The following is a 20,276-nucleotide window of genomic DNA, read 5'->3' on the forward strand; positions in this document are numbered from 1 at the left end:
GGCCGGTGCCCTATAGGCTGGCCTCACCGCTCCATACGGAATGGCTGCGAGGGTAAGAAATAACGGGGGTTTCATCTGTGTTGTGGCCATTTCCGCTTGCGGAAACACTGCCGGCCTGGCTGATCCTGCTGCTCAGCGGAGTGGACCTGGTCATCAGGGTGCTGGCCGTGGGCATCATCCCGGGCAACCGGCGGCCCACCACGGCCATGGCCTGGCTGCTGGGCATCTTCTTCGTGCCTGCCCTGGGACTGATCCTCTTCCTGCTCTTCGGCAACTTCAGGCTCTCGCGCCGCCGCACCGAGCAGCAGCAGCTGGTCAACGAGCGGGTCCGGGCTGGCAGCGCGGCGCTTTCCGACGTCGCCAGCGAGTATTCCGGCCCCGAATGGGTCCTCTCCGCGGCCGAACTCAACCGCCGGCTCGGGTCGATTCCCCTGGTGGACGGCAACCATGTGGAGCTGCTTCCCGGCTACCCTGACTCCATCCGCGCCATGACCGAGGCAGTCCGCAAGGCCAAGCACTTCGTCAACGCCGAGTTCTACATCATGAGCACGGACCACGTCACTGACGACCTCCTCACGGCCCTCGAGGAGGCGGCGGACCGCGGCGTCCAGGTCCGCGTGCTGTTCGACCACATCGGAACGCTGCGCGTGAAGGGGTACAACAAGCTCCTGAAACGGCTCAAGGCCAGCCGCATCCAGTGGCGGCGGATGCTGCCGCTGCTGCCCATCCACGGCCAGTGGCGCCGGCCGGACCTGCGCAACCACCGCAAGATCATGGTGATCGACGGCGTCGTCGCGTTCACGGGATCGCAGAACCTGATCGAGCCCTCCTACAACAACCCCAAGCACCGCAAGGCCGGCCGAGAATGGATCGAGCTGATGGCGTGCCTGCGGGGGCCGATAGTTCCCACCCTCAATGTCGTCTTTGCCACCGACTGGCTCAGCGAAACGGACGAGTCACTGGAGGACCAGCTGCAGCTGCCCGCCGGGCCGGCGGCGGGCAGCGTCACCGCCCAGGTGGTGCCCAGCGGCCCCGGCTTCACCACGGAGAACAACCTCCGGCTCTTCAACACGTTGATCTACTCGGCGCAGCACCGGATATCCGTCTGCAGCCCCTACTTCGTGCCCGATGACTCCCTGCTCTACGCCATCACCACCGCAGCGCAGCGCGGCGTGGACGTGGAACTGTTCGTCTCCGAGAAGGGCGACCAGTTCCTGGTCCACCACGCCCAGCAGTCCTACTACGAGGCCCTGCTGCGGGCCGGCGTCCGGATCTACCTCTACAAGGCGCCGTTCGTGCTCCACGCCAAACACTTCACCATCGACGACGAAGTGGCAGTCCTGGGCTCCAGCAACATGGACATGAGGTCCTTCTCCCTGAACCTGGAGGTTTCGGTGATGCTGCTGGGCGCGGACATCGTCAACAGCATGCGCGCGGTGGAGGACACCTACCGCGACATCTCCCATGAGCTGAAGCTCGAGGACTGGATGCGCCGGCCCCTCGCGGCAAGGTACGTGGACAACGTGGCCCGCCTCACCGCCACGGTCCAATAGAAGCGCGCCGGCAGCCCGCCACCCCTGGAGTTTTGTCCATTTGTCGCGGCTCGGAGGCCCTTTAGCTCGCGATATCTGGACAAAAACTCAATCGGGGAAGGCGGACCCCAGGGTGGAGAGCACACCGTAGGCCTTGGTGCGGATTTCCTCGTACTCGTCCTGGGGCACGGAATCGGCAGTGATGGCCCCCCCGACGCCGAGGCTGAGCCTTACCTTTCCGCCCGGAGCGTCCTCCTGCACCACCAGGGTGCGGATCGCCACGGCCAGATCCGTGGCGCCGTTCAGCGAGAAGTACCCGATCGCCCCGGAATAGACACCGCGCGGACCATCCTCCAGCCGGTCCAGGATGGCCATGGTGCTGATCTTCGGCGCCCCGGTCATCGAGCCGGCCGGGAAACAGGCAGCCACGGCCTCGGCCCGCGGCGACCCGGGCAGGAGAACAGCGTCGATGGTGCTCACCAGCTGGTGCACCGTGGCATAGCTTTCGATCTCGCACAGCCGGCTGACGGTCACTGATCCCGGCTCCGCGAAGTGGCTGAGGTCGTTCCGGAGCAGGTCCACGATCATGATGTTTTCCGCCCGGTCCTTCAGGGAAGTGGCCAGGTCGTGGCGGAGGGCGGCGTCGGTGTCCGGGTCAGCAGCCCGGCGGCGGGTTCCCTTGATCGGCTCGGCACGCATGCCGCCGTCGGACGCTATCCGCAGGAAGCGCTCCGGCGACGTGCTGGCCACCGATAGCCCGCCAAACCGCAGGTAACTCGCAAACGGCGCGGGGTTCTGCCGCCGGAGGGCAAGGTACGCCGCCCACGGGTCGAGCGCCCGCACCTCCGCTTCGAGGGTGGTGGTGAGGCAGACCTCGTAGGAATTCCCTTCGGCGATCTGGTGCTGTGCTTCGGCGATCTTGCGCTTGTAGCTCGCCTCGCTGTCCCGGCCGGCAAATGCCGGCGCCGTGTTGTGGGCCTGCGCGGCGGCATTTTCCGCCGCAAGTCCGACGCCGTTGCTGCCGCCGGCAACAGCCGCGGCGGTCACCGCATCACGGGCGCGGGCGAGCCAGTCCGCGGCGTCCGGCGCGTCCAGGGCCAGCAGCCACACCGCGTTGTCCGTGTGGTCCAGGACGGCGGCCCGGCCGGCAAAGATCAGGCCCGCATCAGGAGTGCCCGAGGGAATGTCTTGCCCGCCGGTTTCACGCTTCAGCTCATAGCCGAGGTAGCCCAGCCAGCCCAGCGTGAAGTCGCACGGGTAGGCCTCCGGTCCGCGCACCGCCTTCCGTCCCCACACGGTCTCCAGCCAGCGGAAGAACGGGCCGGACACGCTGGCCGTGGCGCATCCGGCGGTGATCCGGGTGACTCCGGAACTGTGCAGGACAGACTGGCCGAACGTGCCGCCGTCGTCCGCCAAAATACTGAAGCGGCTGCGTTCCGCCGCGGGGGTTCCCTGGCCGGTACCGGCTGTGCCGGCCGAACGCAGGGATGAGTCCAGCCAGACCGCGTTCCGGGACGTCCCGCACAAAGCCTGAAAAAGCGCGGCAGGATCAGGGCCGGCGTCGATGCGTTCCGCCAGCAGGCGCAGGCCGCGGCGCGACGACAGCTCGGGAACCAGGGCGCTGGTGAGCGCGGGCAGATAGGTGAGGGCCTGCAGGGCGTCCACGGGGGCGGTGCCGTCCGCGCGGTTGAGGACCCGGACGTCGGCGTGCCGCGGAATGTCGTCCGCGGCCAGGAGCTCCGCCTCCTGCCCGGCCCACTGGTCCCAGTACGGCTCGTACGTCTCGCCATCGCGGGCCAGCGCCCGGGTGCGGCGTTCGGCGTCGGGGGCGTCCGCCCAGATGACGGCGTCCAGGAGCGGCCTGGCCGCGGCGGCGGCTGCCCCGACGCCCTCCACGATGACGATCTCGGCGGGCAGCGTGACCCGGGGGTCGCCGTCGTGATGGGTTTTCCAGTCCCAGCTTATCCACGTGGCCGCTTCGCCGCGGCTCAGGGGCGCCAGCACCGTGGTGACGTAGCGTTCGATGCCGGCGGAGAGTCCGTCCCAGCCGGGATAGATGTCCTCCAGGTGGAACAGCGAGACCTTGTGGTGGTTCCGCAGCGTGGCCGCGAGTTCGATGGCCAATGTGGTTTTACCTGCGCCGGACCGCCCGTCAATGGCGATGATCACAGGTGCGGGGGTCATGAAATAGAGCGTACCTGCTGGCTGTCCCCAACCTGGACGTTGTGAAGCGGGCTGACGCCGGCAGCGAGGCTGTGACGCTTGCCGCTGCGTGTCCGGTGCCCGTCCATCCGGACCGGAGCAGCGACTGTGTCTGCTTCGTTCCGCCCGGCAAGCAGCGCGTCCTGCCTGATGGCGTCCTGCACGTAGCGGACGATGCCCGGGACAGCGGCCTGGACCTGGTCCCATACGGCCTCGAAGTCGGCGTGGCCGCCGTACCAGGGGTCCTCGATGCCCTGCTCGAGCGGATCGCGGTCCTCGAGGGCGGGGTCGAAGCTGCGGAGCATGCGGATCCTGGACAGCGACTCGTCGTCCGGGGCGGAAGCCCGGAGCCAGCCGTAGTGGTCCACGTCCAGCGCCAGTATGAGGTGCCGCTCGGTGAACCATTGGGATTGCCATTCCCGTGCAATGTGCCGGTCCGAGGAAAGGTTGTGGGTGGTGAGTTTCCGTGCCGCCCGGGGGTCGATGGGGCGCCCGGCCTCGTAGGCGGTGGTGCCCGCGGAATCAACGGTCACGAGGTCGGCGAGCCCGGCTTCCGCGAAGGCGGCACTCAGCATCAGCTCGGCCATGGGCGAGCGGCAGATGTTGCCGGTGCAGACGGTGATGACGCGGTATGGGCTCGTCGTTGAGTTCATTGGCTAAGCATGGAGGATGCCGGCCCTCCTTGGCTAGTAAGTGTCCTTATTATCAGCAGGCTTCGTAAAGTTCGTGAATTTTCCTGTCACAAGATTGCCAAGGTACCCGGCCGGGACTAGTGGATGAACGCCAGCAGCACGCCCACCGCGACGAACAGGACGCCGAAAATCCTGTTGAGCACGGTCTGGCCGTGGGCATTGTGGGTAAAGCGCTGGAACGATTTCGCCGCCGCCGCGAAGAAGAACCACATGACGAGGATGTCGATGAGAACCACGGTCGCCGCAAGGACGGCGTACTGGGGGAGGAGTGGGCTGGCGGGCCGGATGAACTGCGGCATGAACGCCAGGAAGAACACGATGGCCTTGGGGTTGAGCAGGTTGACCCACAGGCCCCTGCGGAACATGGACCAGGCAGGCTCGTTCCGGAGCGCGGCGACCTTCTCCTGGTCCAGGTCCGGCTTGCGCAGGAACTGCCGAATGCCGAGGTACACCAAATAGGCGGCACCGGCGTAGCGGATTGCGTTGAAGGCGACCTCGGAGCCGGCAACCAGGACGCCCACGCCGAGGGCAACAACAATGACGTGCAGAATCAGGGCGGCCTGTTGCCCCAGGATGCCCCAGATGGAGCGCTTGAAGCCGGCGGTCAGCGAATTGCTCATGGTGTTGATGGCGCCTGCGCCCGGAGTGAAGCTGATGAGGACGCCGGCGCCCGCGAGGGCCAGCCAAAGGGAGAATTGCACCCGTCAAGCTTAGTCGGCCTGTGGGGTGGGCTGTCCCGCGGGACGGTTTACCGGCGCTGACGGATTGGAGGAACTTCAGGCCCGGGCGATGACCTCGCCGTTGGGAATGAGGAACCAGCCGTCGTCGGTGGAGCCCCAGCGGTGCCAGCCGGCCGAGATGCGCGTGAGGTCGGCCTCCTGCGCGAAGCCGTACTCGAGGGCCTGCTCCGCAAAGGCCGAATGCAGCACGCGCTCGCCCCACACCCTGGCCTGCCAGCGGCGCTGCTGGCCCGTGGCGTAGAGCCAGTTGCTGCTGGTCGGCGCCACATCCGTGAAGCCCGCGGCCTGGGCCCACGAGACGAGCCTGCGGCCGGCGTCGGGCTCGGCGCCGTTGCGGCGGGCGATCCGCTGGTAGAGCTCCATCCACTCGTCGAGCTCGGGGATGGCGGGATACCAGCTCATGCCGTGGAAGTCCGCATCGCGGACGGCAACGATGCCGCCAGGCCTGGCCACCCGCCGCATTTCCCGCAGCGCCTCCACAGGATCGGTCAGGTGCTGCAGGACCTGGTGGGCGTGGACCACATCGAAGGTGTCGTCCTCGAAATCAAGGTCGTAGATGTTGCCCGCCACGAACTCCACGTTCTTTACGCCGCGGTCGGCCGCCAGCTCGCGGGCGTGGGTGATCACGTCGGGGGAGCGGTCCAGCCCCGTCACGTTTCCGGGGGCCACCAGCAGCGCGAAGTCGCACGTGATACTGCCCGGCCCGCACCCGACGTCGAGCACCGATACGCCAGGGGTAAGGTGCGGGATGACGAACGCGGCCGAATTTTCAGCTGTCCGCGAGGCATGGGCCCGGACCACGGACTCGTGGTGGCCGTGAGTGTAGACATCTTCGGGCTGCTGCGCGCTCATAGGGAAACGCTACTCCTTCTCCGCCTTCCGGACAGGTAGCAGCTTCGGACATGTAACAGGGGGCCGTTACGGCGCGCCGGAGGCTTCCTGGCTGGCCTGGACCGTTGCCGCGATCATCGCGTCCATGAACCGGGCGGCCGTCTCGAGTTCCTGCGCGGTGAACCCGGCCATGGCACTGTCCATGTGCCGGGCTAGGGGCGTGAACATGGCGGAGCCGTCCCGGTAGGCCTTGTCCGTCATCCGGAGCTGCACCTGCCGCCGGTCCTGCCCTTCGCGCACGCGGACCAGATGCCCCGAGCCGCACAACCGGTCGATCAGCGCCGTGGTGGCCGGGGAGCTGAGGTTCAGTTCCTTCCGCAGGGTTCCCGGGGTCACGACGTCACCATTTGCTGCGTGCCTCATGACGACGGCGAGGGCGTTGAGGTCGGTTCGGTGCATGCCGTTCCGGCCGCCCGCAGAGTCGACGTAGCGGTTGGCTTCCAAGGTGAACTCCTGAAGGAGCCGCACGAGGGGATGCGGTGTACCCGGGCTGGCGGATGCAGGCCTGTCGGGCTTCTGCGGGATGCCAGGGTTCCCGGCCATGTCCGCCTCCTCTCCTCGGTGTTGCCTTCCGGAGTTTACAGCCCGGGTGCCGGCCAGCCATCGGGAAACGGTAAATGTATCTCCATGGTAGAGATAGTCTAGGCTGGAATCACCATCGACGGCGGCCTGAAATGGCTGTCCCGCCCAGGAGGTCTTCCCAATGAACCAGGTCTTCCCTAAGCACCAGGCAGCCCGCACCCCGAGCATCCCGTACTGGCTTCGGTGGCTCATCCCGGTAGTCCTCGTGGTCGGCTGGGTGGCCATAGCCGGCGTCGGTGGGCCCACGTTCGGCAGGCTGGATGAGGTTTCGTCCAATGACCAGGCGTCCTTCCTTCCGGCCGGAGCGGAGGCCACCAAGGCCCGCGAGTGGCAGCAGAAGTTCCAGGACTCCGGCGAGGTGCCCGCCGTCGTCGTTATTGAAAGCGGCAGCGCCCTCACCCCGTCACAGCTGGGTGAGGCGGCCGCCCTCAAGGCCAGCCTGGAAGACCTGCAGCTGGGCAGCGCGGTGGTGGGGCCGGTCCCGTCGCAGGACCAGAAGGCCGTGCAGTTCATCGTGTCCATTGCGGCAGCGGAGCCGGCGGACGCCGTCGCAGAGTTGCGCAGCGAGGTACGGGCGACGGCTCCGGACGGCACGCAGACCTTCGTCACCGGTCCCGCTGGGCTCGCTGCCGACCTCACGGGAGCCTTCGCCGGCATCGACGGCATCCTGCTGCTCGTCGCGCTGGCAGCAGTGTTTGTCATCCTGCTGGTTGTCTACCGCTCCCTGATCCTGCCCTTCGCCGTGCTCCTGACCTCCGTGTTCGCACTGTGCGCCGCCATCCTGCTGGTGTTCGGCATGGCGAAGGCGGGCTGGATCCAGCTCAACGGCCAGAGCCAGGGCATCCTCTCCATCCTGGTAATCGGCGCCGCCACCGACTACGCCCTGCTCTACGTGGCCCGGCTCCGTGAGGCGTTCGAGCACACGGCCAACCGCACCGCCGCCGCGCTCGCCGCCTGGCGGGCCTCCTTCGCCCCGATCCTGGCCTCGGGCGCCACGGTTGCGATCGCCCTGCTGTGCCTGCTGTTTTCCGACCTCAACTCCAACAAGGCGCTGGGCCCGGTGGCGGCCGCGGGCATCGTGTGCTCCCTGTTCGCGGCGCTCACCCTGCTCCCGGCCTTCGCGGCACTCCTGGGGCGTGCCGCGTTCTGGCCGTTCCGGCCCAGGCTCCTGCCCGAAGAGGCGCGTGAGCCGGAGCTGACCACTGGCCTGGAGGGCCAGAAGGGGCTCTGGCGCGCCACCGGAACACTGGTGTCGCGGCGTCCCCGCACTGTGTGGATGGTATCCGTTCTCCTGCTGGTGGTGGCCTCGGCCGGGATCCTGCAGCTGAAGGCCAGCGGCGTGCCGCAGACGGCCGTCATCCTTAGCGCCTCCAACGCGGTGGACGGCCAGGAGGCCCTGGCGCGCCATTTCGACGCCGGCAGCGGCAGTCCCGTGGTCATCATCGCCAGCCAGGGCAAAGCCGGGGAAGTCCTCGAAGCGGTCAAGGCCGCCGACGGCGTGGGTGCCGCCTATCAACTCGCAGAGGGCAGTGTGCCCATCACGGGAGCCCCGGGAACGCCTGCCAGCCCGGCCGTGCGCGACGGCAGGGTGCTCCTCAACGCCACCCTCGACTTCGCGGCCGATTCTGATGCGGCGGAGAATGCCGTGGCAGTGATGCGGACCAGCTTGAAAAGCGTGGACCCCGGTGCCCTGGTGGGCGGCGTGACCGCCACTGCGCTGGACACGAACACCACGGCCCAGCGCGACCTCGCCACCATCATCCCCGTTGTCCTGGCCGTCATCCTCCTCATCCTCATGGTGCTGCTGCGGTCCGTCCTTGCACCCGTCCTGCTTGTTGCCTCGGTGGTCCTTTCCTACGCGGCCGCCATGGGTGTTTCCGCCCTGGTATTCAACAACATTCTGGGCTTCCCGGGAGCCGACGCCACGGTGCCGCTGTTCGGCTTCGTGTTCCTGGTGGCACTGGGTGTGGACTACAACATCTTCCTGATGAGCCGGGTTCGCGAGGAGTCGCTGAAGCACGGGACCCGGCCCGGGATCCTGCGCGGACTGGGCGTGACGGGGAGTGTGATCACCTCCGCCGGGGTGGTCCTGGCCGCCACGTTTGCCGCCCTGGGTGTCATCCCCATCATGTTCCTGGTGCAGCTGGCGTTCATCGTGGCGTTCGGGGTGCTGCTGGACACCGTGCTGGTCCGCTCGCTCCTGGTTCCCGCCCTGGCCTACGACCTGGGCCGGCGCATCTGGTGGCCCGGTAAGCTCGGCCGGCCCGAGGCGCAGGAAGCCAGCAAGCGGGAAGGCCCGGCGGAAGTTCTCATCCGCTAGCCTTCGGCGCTAGGTTCCGGCTTGGGTCCCCGCCGGCGTTCCTGCCGGCGTCCCCGCCGGCGTCCCTGCCCGGACCCGCTGCGAGCTCTGAGCGCCACCACTTCACGGTCTCCGCGGCTGCCGCCTGCAGGGGAGCCGGATGGAGGCCCATTTGCTCCTCACTGGCCCGCGAATCCATGACGAACGGCCGCTGGAACTGGTACAGCATCTCGCTGAGTTCCCGCGTGTCGGCCGAGAAGAGCCCCAGGGTGCGCAGGACCCAGCCCGGCACGGCCCGCACCTTCGCGGGCGGCACGCCGGCAGCGGCTGCGAAGGCCTCTGCGATCTGGCGCTGCGTGAGCGGCGGGTTGGTGGGCGCGTGCAGAACCCGGTTCCATAGTTCAGGCTTCCCGGCGGCCAGGATCATCGCCGCGGCCAAATCCGGAACGTAGGTGAAGGAATGCGGCTGGTCCGCGCTTCCCACCACCTGCACCGGGCGCCGGGCGAGGACGGCCGGCACCATGCGCTCGCCTGCGTGGGCCATCCGGACGCGGGGACCGAAAAAGTCGCCCGCCACCACGGACACGGTGTCAGTGGCGCTCGCAGCCCGCGCCCGCAGCAGCGCCGCGCGGATGCCGCGTTTGCCGCCCCGGGCCTCCCGCGGGCTGTCTTCGGTCATCACCCGCTCGGGATCGCTGTAGGAGTAGAGGCTTTCGGGAAAAACGACGACGGCGCCTGCCCTGCCTGCCGCCATGACCGCCTGCTCGGCCGCCGGTAGCTCTCGTTCCCAGGCCGCTGCGCTGTAGGACGATGCATGGATGCAGTGGAAGACCGCCGCCGCTCCTTCGAAGGCGTCTCCCAGCAGGCCCGGGTTGGCGACGTCCGCCTTCAGCTTCTCGACGTGCGGGTGGTCGGGCCCGCCGCCGGAGCGTGTGAGAAGGCGGACCCGCTCGCCCCGCTCCGCCAGCTGCTCTGCCACCGTCCAGCCCACGGGACCGGCGCCGGTGACCACATAGAGATCGGACATTGAATTTCTCCTTCGTGCGGATGGTTCCGGATGCTGCCAGCGGCGGATGAGAGCAGTGCTCTCGAAATAGAGGATCCTGTGGCCGATAGGCAAAGTCAAGAGCAGTGCTCTCAATTGTTGACGCTGCTCTGATCCGTGCCATGCTGGGCTGATGCCAGCCACCTCTCAGACCGCTGGCGGGGAACTCCGGACCCCGCGTGAACGGGCGCGTGCGCAGACCATCGCCGACATCATCCGGCTTGGCCGGCAGCACCTGGCGGAACGTGGCGCTGCCGCGCTGTCGCTCCGTGCCGTCGCCCGCGACCTCGGTGTGGTGTCCTCCGCCGTGTACCGGTACGTCGGGAGCCGCGACGAACTGCTGACCCTCCTGCTCGTGGATGCCTACAACGATCTCGGGGATGCCGTGGATGCCGCCGTCGAATCTGTTCCCGCGGAAGAACCCAGGAGCCGGTTCGCTGAGCTCGCCCGCGCCGTCCGCGGGTGGGCCCTCCGTGAGCCGGCGCGCTACGGCCTCCTGTTCGGCAGTCCGGTGCCTGGCTACCAGGCCCCGGCGGAGCGGACCACGGCGCCCGGCACGCGGGTGGTCAACAGTTTGGTGCAGATTCTGGACACCGCGCACCGGGCCGGACGCCTTGCCCTGCGCGCGGCTTCCGCAGTGCCCGCACCCCTGGCTGCCGACCTCGAGTCAATCCGGCGTGAGCTGGGCGTGGAGGTGCCGGACGCCCTGCTGGCCCGCGGCACCCTCGTCTGGACCTCACTCTTTGGCGCCGTCAGCTTTGAAGTGTTCGGGCAGTACGGCGCCGGTACCTTTTCCGCGCGGGACGAACTGTTCGAGCATCACATCGCCGTACTGGCGGATCTCGCCGGGCTGTAGCGCGGCCGGACTGGCCTCGGGTCCAGCCAACCGGGTCGACCCCGCCCGGCGGCGGCATCGGCCCCCTGTTGCTGCCCGGGCTAGCTGAGTAGACTGCCACTGCGTCCGGTCCAGGCGCGCCCAGTCCTTTCGAAGGAGTGATCAACCGATGACCGAAAACAGTCAGTCCGGCGACGCAGGCAAAACGCACAACAGCTCCCGGAATCCGGCACTCGAGGGGGACAGCGGCCAGTACGTGGAGGGTGATTACGGTGATGCCGGTGTGACCGGGCGGGAGCCGGCCGCCGAGGCCAAGGGCGAATACGCGGGAGGGGACTACGGACAAGCGGGAACTGTTGAGCCGTCCGCCGAGGCCGAAGAAGGCGAGTATCCGGAAGGCGACTATGGCCGGGCCGGCACCGTCGGCCAGGAGTTGCCTGGCGACGGGGAAGGCGAATACCCCGAGGGTGACTACGGCGCCGCCGGCACGGCCCCGGAAGGCGGCGCCGCCGAAGATCTGAAGGACGAGCTCATCGAGGGCCAGGTCAATGCACCGCGGAATGACGACGGCGGCACCTCCTCGGGAGGATAGGCGCTCGGGAGTAGGCGCCGGTTCACGCTGGGCGTAATCCGCCATCCATTTAGTGAAAAACCCCCGGTTTACGCGGATATCCCGTGGGCCAACCGGGGGTTCTTCTCTGTCGTCATGCTGCCCGGGCGCAAAGTTGAGCGTAGCTGACTCAAGTTTCGATTGACTTAAATTCTGTGCTGAGTAAAGTTGAGTGCAGATCGCTCAAGGAAGTGGGCGAGCCCAAGTTTCCACGGAAAGAAGGAAGCAACACATGTCACGTGCAGTAGGTATCGACCTCGGAACCACCAACTCCGTCGTCTCCGTTCTCGAAGGTGGCGAGCCCACCGTTATTGCCAACGCCGAGGGTGGCCGCACCACGCCGTCGGTCGTTGCGTTCTCCAAGTCCGGCGAAGTCCTGGTCGGCGAAATCGCCAAGCGCCAGGCCGTCAACAACATCGAGCGCACCATCGCCTCCGTCAAGCGCCACATGGGCACCGACTGGACGGTCGCCATCGACGACAAGAAGTACACGCCGCAGGAAATCTCCGCCCGTATCCTCATGAAGCTGAAGAACGACGCCGAGTCCTACCTCGGTGAAAAGGTCACCGACGCTGTGATCACCGTTCCGGCCTACTTCAATGACGCCGAGCGCCAGGCCACGAAGGAAGCCGGCGAAATCGCCGGCCTGAACGTCCTGCGCATCGTCAACGAGCCCACCGCAGCTGCCCTGGCCTACGGCCTGGACAAGGGCAAGGAAGACGAACTCATCCTGGTCTTCGACCTCGGTGGCGGCACGTTCGACGTCTCCCTGCTGGAAGTCGGCAAGGACGAGGACGACTTCTCCACCATCCAGGTGCGTGCCACCGCTGGTGACAACCGCCTCGGCGGCGACGACTGGGACAACCGCGTCGTCGAGTACCTGCTGAACCAGCTCAAGGTCAAGGGCATCGACCTGTCCAAGGACAAGATCGCCCTCCAGCGCCTCCGCGAAGCTGCCGAGCAGGCCAAGAAGGAACTCTCCTCCTCCACCAGCACCAACGTCTCGCTCCAGTACCTCTCCGTCACCCCGGACGGCCCGGTCCACCTGGACGAGCAGCTGACCCGCGCCAAGTTCCAGGACCTGACCAAGGACCTGCTCGAGCGCACCAAGAAGCCGTTCCACGACGTCATCAAGGAAGCCGGCATCAAGCTTTCCGACATCGACCACATCGTGCTCGTCGGCGGCTCCACCCGCATGCCCGCCGTCTCCGACCTCGTGAAGGAACTCGCCGGCGGCAAGGAGCCCAACAAGGGCGTCAACCCGGACGAGGTTGTGGCTGTTGGCGCAGCCCTGCAGGCCGGCGTGCTGAAGGGTGAGCGCAAGGACGTTCTCCTGATCGACGTCACCCCGCTGTCGCTGGGCATCGAAACCAAGGGCGGCGTCATGACGCACCTGATCGAGCGCAACACGGCCATCCCCACCAAGCGGTCCGAGACCTTCACCACGGCTGATGACAACCAGCCGTCCGTGGCCATCCAGGTCTTCCAGGGCGAGCGTGAATTCACCCGCGACAACAAGCCGCTGGGCACGTTCGAACTGACCGGCATCGCGCCGGCCCCGCGCGGCGTCCCGCAGGTCGAGGTCACCTTCGACATCGACGCCAACGGCATCGTGCACGTCTCGGCGAAGGACAAGGGCACCGGCAAGGAACAGTCCATGACCATCACCGGCGGCACCGCGCTCTCCAAGGAAGACATCGACCGCATGGTCAAGGACGCCGAGGAGCACGCAGCCGAGGACAAGGCACGCCGTGAGGCCACCGACACCCGCAACACCGCCGAGCAGCTCGCCTACTCCGTGGACAAGCTGATCGCCGACAACAGCGACAAGCTGCCGGAAGAGGTCAAGACCGAGGTCCAGGCCGACGTCGACGCCCTCAAGAAGGCCCTCGAAGGCACCGACGACGCCGCCGTCAAGACCGCGTTTGAGAAGCTGCAGGCTTCCCAGACCAAGCTCGGCGAGGCCATCTACGCCCAGGCCGGTTCCCCGGACGGCGCCACCGGCGCTGCAGGTGCTGAAGGTGCCGCTGCCGGCGGAAGCAAGGCTGACGAGGACATCGTCGACGCCGAGATCGTCGACGAAGAAGAGAAGAAGTAACCATGCCGCATCACGGTAACGAAGAAGAGCACGACTCTTCCCGAGACCAGAGCAGCAAGCGCGACGAGCCGGTCATCCGGGACCACCGCAAGGTGGACCCGGTGACCGGGGAGGCCCGGCATCCGGAGGGCACACAGTCCTCCGCGCCGGAAGCTGATTCCGACGGCGACGCCCTCGCCCAGGCTGAGGAAATCCTCAACCAGGTCGAGGTGCCCGCCGAGGAATCCGTGGCGCAGGGCACCGAGGCCGCCGCGGCGGCGGAGCTGAAGAACGACCTGCTCCGCCTGCAGGCCGAGTACGTCAACTACCGCAAGCGCGTCGAACGTGACCGCGCCGTGGCAGGGGAGATGGCCGTCATCGGCGTCCTGAACTCCCTGCTCCCGGTGCTGGATGACGTCGACGCCGCCCGCCAGCACGGTGACCTCGCGGACGGCCCGTTCGCCGCGATCGCCACCAAGCTGGAGAATGCGCTGAAGACGTACGGCCTGACCCGCATCGATGAGACCGGCGTGGAGTTCGATCCGAACATCCACGAGGCCCTCATCCAGCAGCCCGGCGATGACATCGAAGTTGACACCGTCAGCCAGGTGCTCCGCTCCGGCTACAAGTCAGGCGAGCGGGTCCTCCGGGCAGCCCAGGTCATCGTCGCAGTTCCGGCGTAGGTTCTATCCTCCACGCCGTAGCGGATGAGGGGCCCCGTCCGGGTTCCCTCATCCGCTACGGCGTTCAGCGGTAATCTCGCCTTAACGCTTTTGTACTTTGAAAGGAAACGCCATTGGCTAGCCAGGACTGGGTGGACAAGGACTTTTACAAGATCCTTGGTGTTGCCAAGGACGCTTCCGACGCTGACATTAAGAAGGCTTACCGGAAGCTCGCTCGGCAGCACCACCCTGACACGAACTCCGGGGATACTGCTGCGGAGAAGAAGTTCAAGGACATCTCCGAGGCGTACTCCGTGCTGTCGGATCCTGATGAGCGGCAGCAGTATGACGCCATCCGGGCCATGGGCGGCGGCGCGCGCTTTGCTCCGCACGGCGCGGGCAGCACCGCTAACGGCGGCTTCGAGGACCTCTTCGGCGGGCTGTTCACCGGCGGCGGCGGCCGCCACTCCGGCGGGTTCAGCACCGCCGGCGGCATCCCGCCCGAGTTCGCCGACCTGTTCGGCGGCGGCTTCGGCGGCGCGGGCGGCCCTGCCGGTTACCAGCGCGCACCGCAGAAGGGTGCCGACCGGACGGCCAGCACCAGCATTTCCTTCGCCGGATCCATCCGCGGAACCACGATCGGGCTGCGCGAACCGGACGGCGAGGTCATTGACGTCCGGGTGCCCGCTGGCATCAAGGACGGCCAGAAGGTGCGCGTCCGCGGCAAGGGCCAGTACGGCCCGGCGGGCAACGGGGACCTGCTGGTCACCGTCAACGTCAAGCCCCATGACTTTTACACCCGCGACGGCGACAACCTCCGGATCCATGTGCCCGTCAGCTTCCCGGAGGCTGCCTTGGGGGCCGACATCGAGGTTCCCACGATCGACGGCGAACACGTCCGGGTCCGGGTTCCCGCCGGCACCCCGTCGGGACGCACGCTCAGGGTCAAGGGCCGTGGCGTCAAAACGTCGAAGGGCACGGGGGACCTGCTGGTGACCATCGACGTCGCCGTACCCCAGAACCTGAGCAAGGAAGCCGAGGAGGCCGTGAAAGCATTTGCCGCCGCCACCACCGGCTCGGACGTCCGCCAGGGCCTGGCAGCCAAGGCCCGGCTTTAGGGACGGGTGCCGGCCGTGGACATCAATTTCGATCAGCCGATCTTCGTCATTTCGGTGGCCGCCGAGCTCGCCGACATGCACCCGCAGACGCTCCGCCAGTACGACCGGCTGGGCATCGTCTCGCCCAGCCGGGCGCCGGGCAAGTCCCGCCGCTACTCCCAGCGGGACGTGAACCGGCTCCGTGAGGTGCAGCGACTGTCCCATGAGGGCGTCTCGCTCGAAGGCATCAAGCGCATCCTGGAACTCGAAAACCAGGTTGCTGCCCTGCAGCACCGGGTGAGCGAACTGACCGAGGAACTGGGCCGCCGTCGTGAGCTGTTGGAGTCCCGGATCTTTGCCGCCGGCACCGCCGGTGACGTGGTGAGCCTGGCGCGGGGCCAGCGCCCCCGGCCCCGTTCGCAGGCCGTGGTGGTGTGGCGGCCACGCGGCGACGCCTAGCCAACCCCGTCTAACCCGTCCCGCCTTCCCCATTGCCAGAATCAGGTGCAGTGCCACAATAGGGTGCAGCGCCGGAACGGGGCCACCAGCCGCAATGCCGCGGCACCGGCTCCCGGGCAGAAGGGACGCAGGGTCATGACCTACATCAAGGACTTTGACCAGCTGGGACGCAACGATCTGGACGAGGCAGGCGGCAAGGGTGCCAACCTCGGCGAGCTGGCCAGGGCGGGCTTCCCGGTGCCGCCCGGCTTCGTGCTCACCACGGCGGCCTACCAGGACTTCGTCAACGCGAACGGGATCGCCGGCCGCATCCTTGAGCTCGCCGCACTCCCTGCAAGCGCATCGAATGATGACTATGACGCCGCCGCCGGGCAGATCCGGGCCCTGTTTGCCGAGAGCACGATGCCCGAGGAGATTGGCGGCGAACTCCGTGCGGCCTACGGGCGGCTGAGCCACCACACGGTGGCCGGAACAGGCGACGAAGCCGGTGCGGAGCCCAGCGGCGACCATGCCGCGCGGGTGGCAATTCGCTCCTCAGCCACCGCGGAAGACCTCGCCTCCGCCAGTTTCGCCGGGCAGCAGGACACGTACCTGAACGTCTCCGGGCCCGACTCCCTCGTCGCTGCCGTCATCAACTGCTGGGTGTCGCTGTGGAACGCCCGCGCCATGGCGTACCGTTCCCGGAACGGCGTCGACCCGGCCACCGTTCGCCTCGCCGTGGTCATCCAGGCGATGGTCGATGCAGAGGCCGCCGGCGTGCTGTTCACCGCCAACCCTGCCACCGGCCGCCGCGACCAGGTGGTGATCAGCGCCGCCTGGGGGCTGGGCGAATCCGTGGTCAGCGGGGCCGTCACCACGGACGACGTGGTGGTGGACGCCGCGTCCGGCCGCGTGGCGCAGCGCCGGACGGCGGACAAGGAGGTCATGACCGTCTACGACGGAACGGGCACCAGGGAGCAGCCGGTCCCCGACGGGAAGCGCCGGGCGCCCGTGCTCGACAACGACGCGGCGGCCGCGCTGGCCCGCCAGGGAACCGCCATCGCCAAGCACTTCGGGGTGCCCCAGGACATCGAGTGGGCGCAGGCGGCCGGGGACTTCTTCATTCTGCAGGCCCGTCCCATCACCGCCCTGTCCGAGCCCTCGGCCGATCCCCCGACGGAGTGGCCGCTGCCCTACCCGAACGGCATGTACTTCCGGGCCAGCATCGTTGAACAGCTGCCGGACCCGTTGTCGCCCCTGTTCGCCGACCTCATCGACGGCGCCGTGGTGCGGTCACTGAACGCCCTGCTGAATGAGGCATTCGGCAAGAGCGTGGTGCGGCCCGGGGACGTCTCGCTGCCCACCGTCAACGGCTACGCGTACTACTACTACAACAACGCCGGAATGCGGCGGGTGATGGGCAAGTCCCTGACGGCGATGCGCGCGCTGGCCCAGGGCAAGGCCCACATGGGAATCAAGGGCTGGCGCGACCACTCGCATCCGAAGTACCGCGGACTCGTGAAGTTCTGGGCTGCCAAGCCGCCGGCGGACCGTCCGGCCGCCGAATTGCTGGCGGGAATCTCGGCGCTGCTGGACGCCGGCGCGGCGTACTACACCGCCGTGCAGTCCATCATCCCCATCGCCGCAACCAGCGAGATCATGTTCCGGAGCTACTACGACAAGCTCGTCCGCCGGCCCGGCGACCCCTCCGCGGAGGTTTTCCTCCTCGGTTACGACAGCGAACCCATCCGCGCGGAGAAATCCCTGTACGACCTTGCAGCGTGGACCCGCGAGAGGCCGCAGCTTGCCTCGGCCGTCACGGAAGGATCAGCGGCCGGCATCGCCGAAGCTCTCCGCAGCGGAACGCCTCCTGCGGGCGCGGGCGGGAACGTGGACCAGGAAGACTGGAACCAGTGGCGTTCCCGTCTCCAGCGGCACCTGGACCGTTACGGGCATGCCGTCTACAACCTGGACTTCATCAATCCCGTGCCCGCCGATGACCCCTCCGCCCTGCTGGAGACCCTGCGGTATTTCGTGCGGGGGCAGGGGAAGGACCCGCACGAGCGCCAGCAGCGCTCAGCCGACCGGCGGGAAGCGCAGAGCCGGCTGGTCAGCGCCAGGCTCGGGCCACGCCGCCGGGCCGTCTTCCGCAGGCTGCTGCGCTGGGCGCAGAAGGCGGCGCCCGTCCGCGAGGACGCGCTGGCCGACGTCGGACTCGCCTGGCCGCTGATGCGCCGGATGCTGCTGGAACTGGGGGAGCGGCTCACAGCCTCGGGTGTCATCGCCGCGCCGTCCGACATCTTCTGGCTCCGCCTCGACGAACTCCGCAACGCCATCGACTTCGGGCTTGCCACCCACGGCGCGGCCATCACCGGAACGGACCGGCCGGTGCGTGCGGAGGCCGTTGAACAGCGCAAGATGCTGTGGCGGGGCCAGCGGAAAGCCGCGGCCCCGCAGCTGCTGCCCGAGAGCCGCTGGATGGAACGGGCCTTTGGCAGCATGATGCCGGCGCGTTCGGTGCAGCGGTCCGGTGACGTCATCACCGGCGTTGGCGCGAGTTCCGGGCAGGTGAGCGCGGCGGCCCGGCTGCTGCACGGCCCCGACGACTTCGCCTCCATGCAGCCTGGCGAGGTGCTGGTGGCACGGATGACCACTCCCGCATGGACACCGCTGTTTGCGATGGCGTCCGGCGTCGTCACCGATGTTGGCGGACCTCTGAGCCACAGCTCGATTGTCGCCCGGGAATACGGCATTCCCGCAGTCCTTGGAACGGGCGTGGCTACCCAGCGGGTTTCCAGCGGACAGCACGTGACGGTCGACGGCGACGCAGGCACCGTTACGCTCGACGGTTCCGGGGCTATCGAGGGTACCTGAACCCTGGATGCGGGAGTGCACCACGGCGGGCCAAAATGTCACTGCCTCCTGACATGCTGTGGTTATGGATGGCAAAGCAACGGTGGAGACGATGAAGGGCATTGTGTCCGGCGTCGCTGCGTTGGCTGTTGTTGTGCGTCGGGCCGCCGGGACTGACGGTGCTGATCCTGTTGCGGGTGTGGATCCTGCTGCGGCTGATCCGCTTCGGGACCGGGCGGATGCATGTTTGGACGGCTTGGCTGAGTTGGGCAGCCTGGAGGCCCGGCTGGCGGCTCTGAAAGTCCATTTGGCCGCGGGGTATTCGACCCTTGACGAGGCCTTGGCGGGACCGGCCACTTCGGCGCAGGAGGGCAGCGCCCGGGAAATGTCCGTGACCGCTGAGGTCGCGGGTGCCCTGACCGTGAGCGAACGCAGTGCCGGCGCCCTGCTGTGCGAGGCGCTGACCCTGACCACCGAGCGGCCAGTGACGCTTTCCGCGCTGGAGTCAGGGCGGATTTCCTTTCAGCACGCGCGGATCTTGTGTGACGAAACAGCCAACCTGGAGCCCGCCGCGGCCCCGGCTCTGGAAGCCCATTTTCTCGACCCGGACGCTCCCGGGTACGCGCGCGGATGCTTTGCCGGGGAACTGGTCCGCGGGCAGGTTCCGGGCCAAGGCGCGGTACTGGCGGGAGCGGCATCATCCGGTCAGCATCGAGGCCCGGCACCGGAGCAGTGTGAAGGACCGCCGGCTGGAGTATGTGCCGGACCGGGACGGCATGGCCTGGCTCTCCGCGTACCTGCCCGCGGACCAGGCTGCCGCGATCTGGGACCGCGCCACTACCGCCGCCCGCGCCCTGCAGGGCCCCGCCGAGTCCCGGACCCTGACCCAGTTGCGCGTGGACGTTGCGGCTGCGTGGCTGGTGCGCGGGGTGGCTGAACGAAGCCCGTCTCCGGCGGCGCAGGTCCTGGTCACGGTTCCGGTGTTCTCGCTGCTCGGCCTGACCGAGGAACCAGCCACACTCGACGGGTACGGGCCGATCCCGCCGTCCATGGCCCGCCGGCTCGTCGCCGACGGCGCTTCATCATTTTTTCGGGTCCCGACCGATCCGCGGGACGGAGCTCCGCTGGAGATCGGGCGCACCAGCTACCGGCTCACCAAGCCAATGCGCCAATGGCTCCGGCTCAGAGACGCGCGGTGCACCTTCCCGGCCTGCAACAACCACTCCCTCGACAACGACGCCGACCACATCCTCGCCTGGTCCGCTGGCGGCGGCACCGGCGTCACGAACCTTGGCCAGCCCTGCCCCAAACACCACAGACTCAAACACACCACAGCCTGGAAACCTGTCGGAGCCACGCGGGACACCCCACCCGGCTGGATCTCACCGTCGGCCCGCTCCTACCCCAGCGAACAACAGGGCTGGGAACCACCACACTGTCCCGAGACGTTGCCTGGCCAGGAATGGCAGGATCCACCGATCCCACCAGAGCCGCCTCACTGGCCTGCGCCACCGGATGAGTTAGACGAGCCCTATGAGCCAGACCAGCTCTGTGAGCCAGACGAGCCCAATGACTTCGGTTGCATAGACGACCCCGGGGTCCTCGCGGGACTGAGCACGTCGCTGCCTTTGGATCCATGGCCCGACTGGTGCACACGAGCGGCCGCCTAAGGGGCGCCATATTCCGACGTACCAAACCGCAATTCCGAGGGGGTCCTGCCG

The 20,276-nt window shown here is 67.8% G+C and carries 14 protein-coding genes and 2 pseudogenes; 10 read left to right on the forward strand and 6 right to left on the reverse strand.

Going from position 1 to position 20,276, the window contains the following annotated elements; translation table 11 throughout:
• Nucleotides 1-80 precede the first annotated feature (80 nt).
• On the forward strand, nucleotides 81-1,553 hold the full coding sequence (gene cls, locus AC5RWD_RS05890) for a cardiolipin synthase (protein WP_494019208.1): 1,473 nt from the start codon (nucleotides 81-83) through the stop codon (nucleotides 1,551-1,553).
• A gap of 87 nt (nucleotides 1,554-1,640) precedes the next feature.
• On the opposite strand, the gene pabB is transcribed toward cls, so the two are convergent.
• From pabB to AC5RWD_RS05915, 5 genes and pseudogenes are all read right to left on the reverse strand, one after another.
• Nucleotides 1,641-3,716: an aminodeoxychorismate synthase component I gene (gene pabB / locus AC5RWD_RS05895; protein ID WP_494019119.1), complete on the reverse strand. Its 2,076-nt coding sequence runs from the start codon at nucleotides 3,714-3,716 to the stop codon at nucleotides 1,641-1,643.
• Between the two features lie 161 nt (nucleotides 3,717-3,877).
• Nucleotides 3,878-4,387, reverse strand: a pseudogene (locus AC5RWD_RS05900) (low molecular weight protein-tyrosine-phosphatase); the annotation flags it as partial.
• Between the two features lie 116 nt (nucleotides 4,388-4,503).
• On the reverse strand, nucleotides 4,504-5,127 hold the full coding sequence (locus AC5RWD_RS05905) for a LysE family transporter (RefSeq protein WP_494019120.1): 624 nt from the start codon (nucleotides 5,125-5,127) through the stop codon (nucleotides 4,504-4,506).
• Between the two features lie 75 nt (nucleotides 5,128-5,202).
• Entirely contained in the window at nucleotides 5,203-6,018 is an 816-nt protein-coding gene (locus tag AC5RWD_RS05910) for a class I SAM-dependent methyltransferase (RefSeq protein ID WP_494019121.1), read from the reverse strand.
• A gap of 66 nt (nucleotides 6,019-6,084) precedes the next feature.
• The gene (locus AC5RWD_RS05915; protein ID WP_494019122.1) at nucleotides 6,085-6,600 is read right to left on the reverse strand and encodes a MarR family winged helix-turn-helix transcriptional regulator; all 516 of its coding nucleotides are present in this window, start codon (nucleotides 6,598-6,600) and stop codon (nucleotides 6,085-6,087) included.
• A 160-nt stretch (nucleotides 6,601-6,760) separates the two neighbouring features.
• Here AC5RWD_RS05915 and AC5RWD_RS05920 point away from each other — a divergent pair, with 160 nt between their 5' ends.
• Nucleotides 6,761-8,959: an MMPL family transporter gene (locus tag AC5RWD_RS05920; protein WP_494019123.1), complete on the forward strand. Its 2,199-nt coding sequence runs from the start codon at nucleotides 6,761-6,763 to the stop codon at nucleotides 8,957-8,959.
• Here the strand turns inward: AC5RWD_RS05920 and AC5RWD_RS05925 are convergent.
• A complete protein-coding gene (locus tag AC5RWD_RS05925; RefSeq protein WP_494019124.1) occupies nucleotides 8,949-9,965 on the reverse strand; it encodes an NAD-dependent epimerase/dehydratase family protein in 1,017 nt (338 codons plus the stop codon). The genes AC5RWD_RS05920 and AC5RWD_RS05925 overlap by 11 nt on opposite strands.
• A gap of 151 nt (nucleotides 9,966-10,116) precedes the next feature.
• Here AC5RWD_RS05925 and AC5RWD_RS05930 point away from each other — a divergent pair, with 151 nt between their 5' ends.
• The 8 genes and pseudogenes from AC5RWD_RS05930 (at nucleotide 10,117) to AC5RWD_RS05965 (ending at nucleotide 20,225) form a co-directional block, all read left to right on the forward strand.
• Nucleotides 10,117-10,839: a TetR/AcrR family transcriptional regulator gene (locus tag AC5RWD_RS05930; protein WP_494019125.1), complete on the forward strand. Its 723-nt coding sequence runs from the start codon at nucleotides 10,117-10,119 to the stop codon at nucleotides 10,837-10,839.
• Nucleotides 10,840-10,987: 148 nt separating this feature from the next.
• Nucleotides 10,988-11,410, forward strand: coding sequence for a hypothetical protein (locus tag AC5RWD_RS05935; protein ID WP_494019126.1), 423 nt, complete (start codon nucleotides 10,988-10,990; stop codon nucleotides 11,408-11,410).
• Between the two features lie 250 nt (nucleotides 11,411-11,660).
• Entirely contained in the window at nucleotides 11,661-13,526 is a 1,866-nt protein-coding gene (gene dnaK, locus AC5RWD_RS05940; RefSeq protein ID WP_494019127.1) for a molecular chaperone DnaK, read from the forward strand.
• 2 nt (nucleotides 13,527-13,528) lie between these two features.
• Nucleotides 13,529-14,188: a nucleotide exchange factor GrpE gene (locus AC5RWD_RS05945; protein ID WP_494019128.1), complete on the forward strand. Its 660-nt coding sequence runs from the start codon at nucleotides 13,529-13,531 to the stop codon at nucleotides 14,186-14,188.
• Nucleotides 14,189-14,301: 113 nt separating this feature from the next.
• Nucleotides 14,302-15,285, forward strand: coding sequence for a DnaJ C-terminal domain-containing protein (locus tag AC5RWD_RS05950; RefSeq protein WP_494019129.1), 984 nt, complete (start codon nucleotides 14,302-14,304; stop codon nucleotides 15,283-15,285).
• Nucleotides 15,286-15,300: 15 nt separating this feature from the next.
• Complete coding sequence (locus AC5RWD_RS05955) at nucleotides 15,301-15,723, forward strand: heat shock protein transcriptional repressor HspR (RefSeq protein ID WP_306926468.1); 423 nt, start codon at nucleotides 15,301-15,303, stop codon at nucleotides 15,721-15,723.
• 135 nt (nucleotides 15,724-15,858) lie between these two features.
• On the forward strand, nucleotides 15,859-18,576 hold the full coding sequence (locus AC5RWD_RS05960; RefSeq protein ID WP_494019130.1) for a PEP/pyruvate-binding domain-containing protein: 2,718 nt from the start codon (nucleotides 15,859-15,861) through the stop codon (nucleotides 18,574-18,576).
• A gap of 64 nt (nucleotides 18,577-18,640) precedes the next feature.
• Nucleotides 18,641-20,225, forward strand: a pseudogene (locus AC5RWD_RS05965) (HNH endonuclease signature motif containing protein).
• The last annotated feature ends 51 nt before the right edge of the window (nucleotides 20,226-20,276 follow it).

The sequence above is a fragment of the Arthrobacter sp. CMU6 genome (assembly GCF_059090205.1).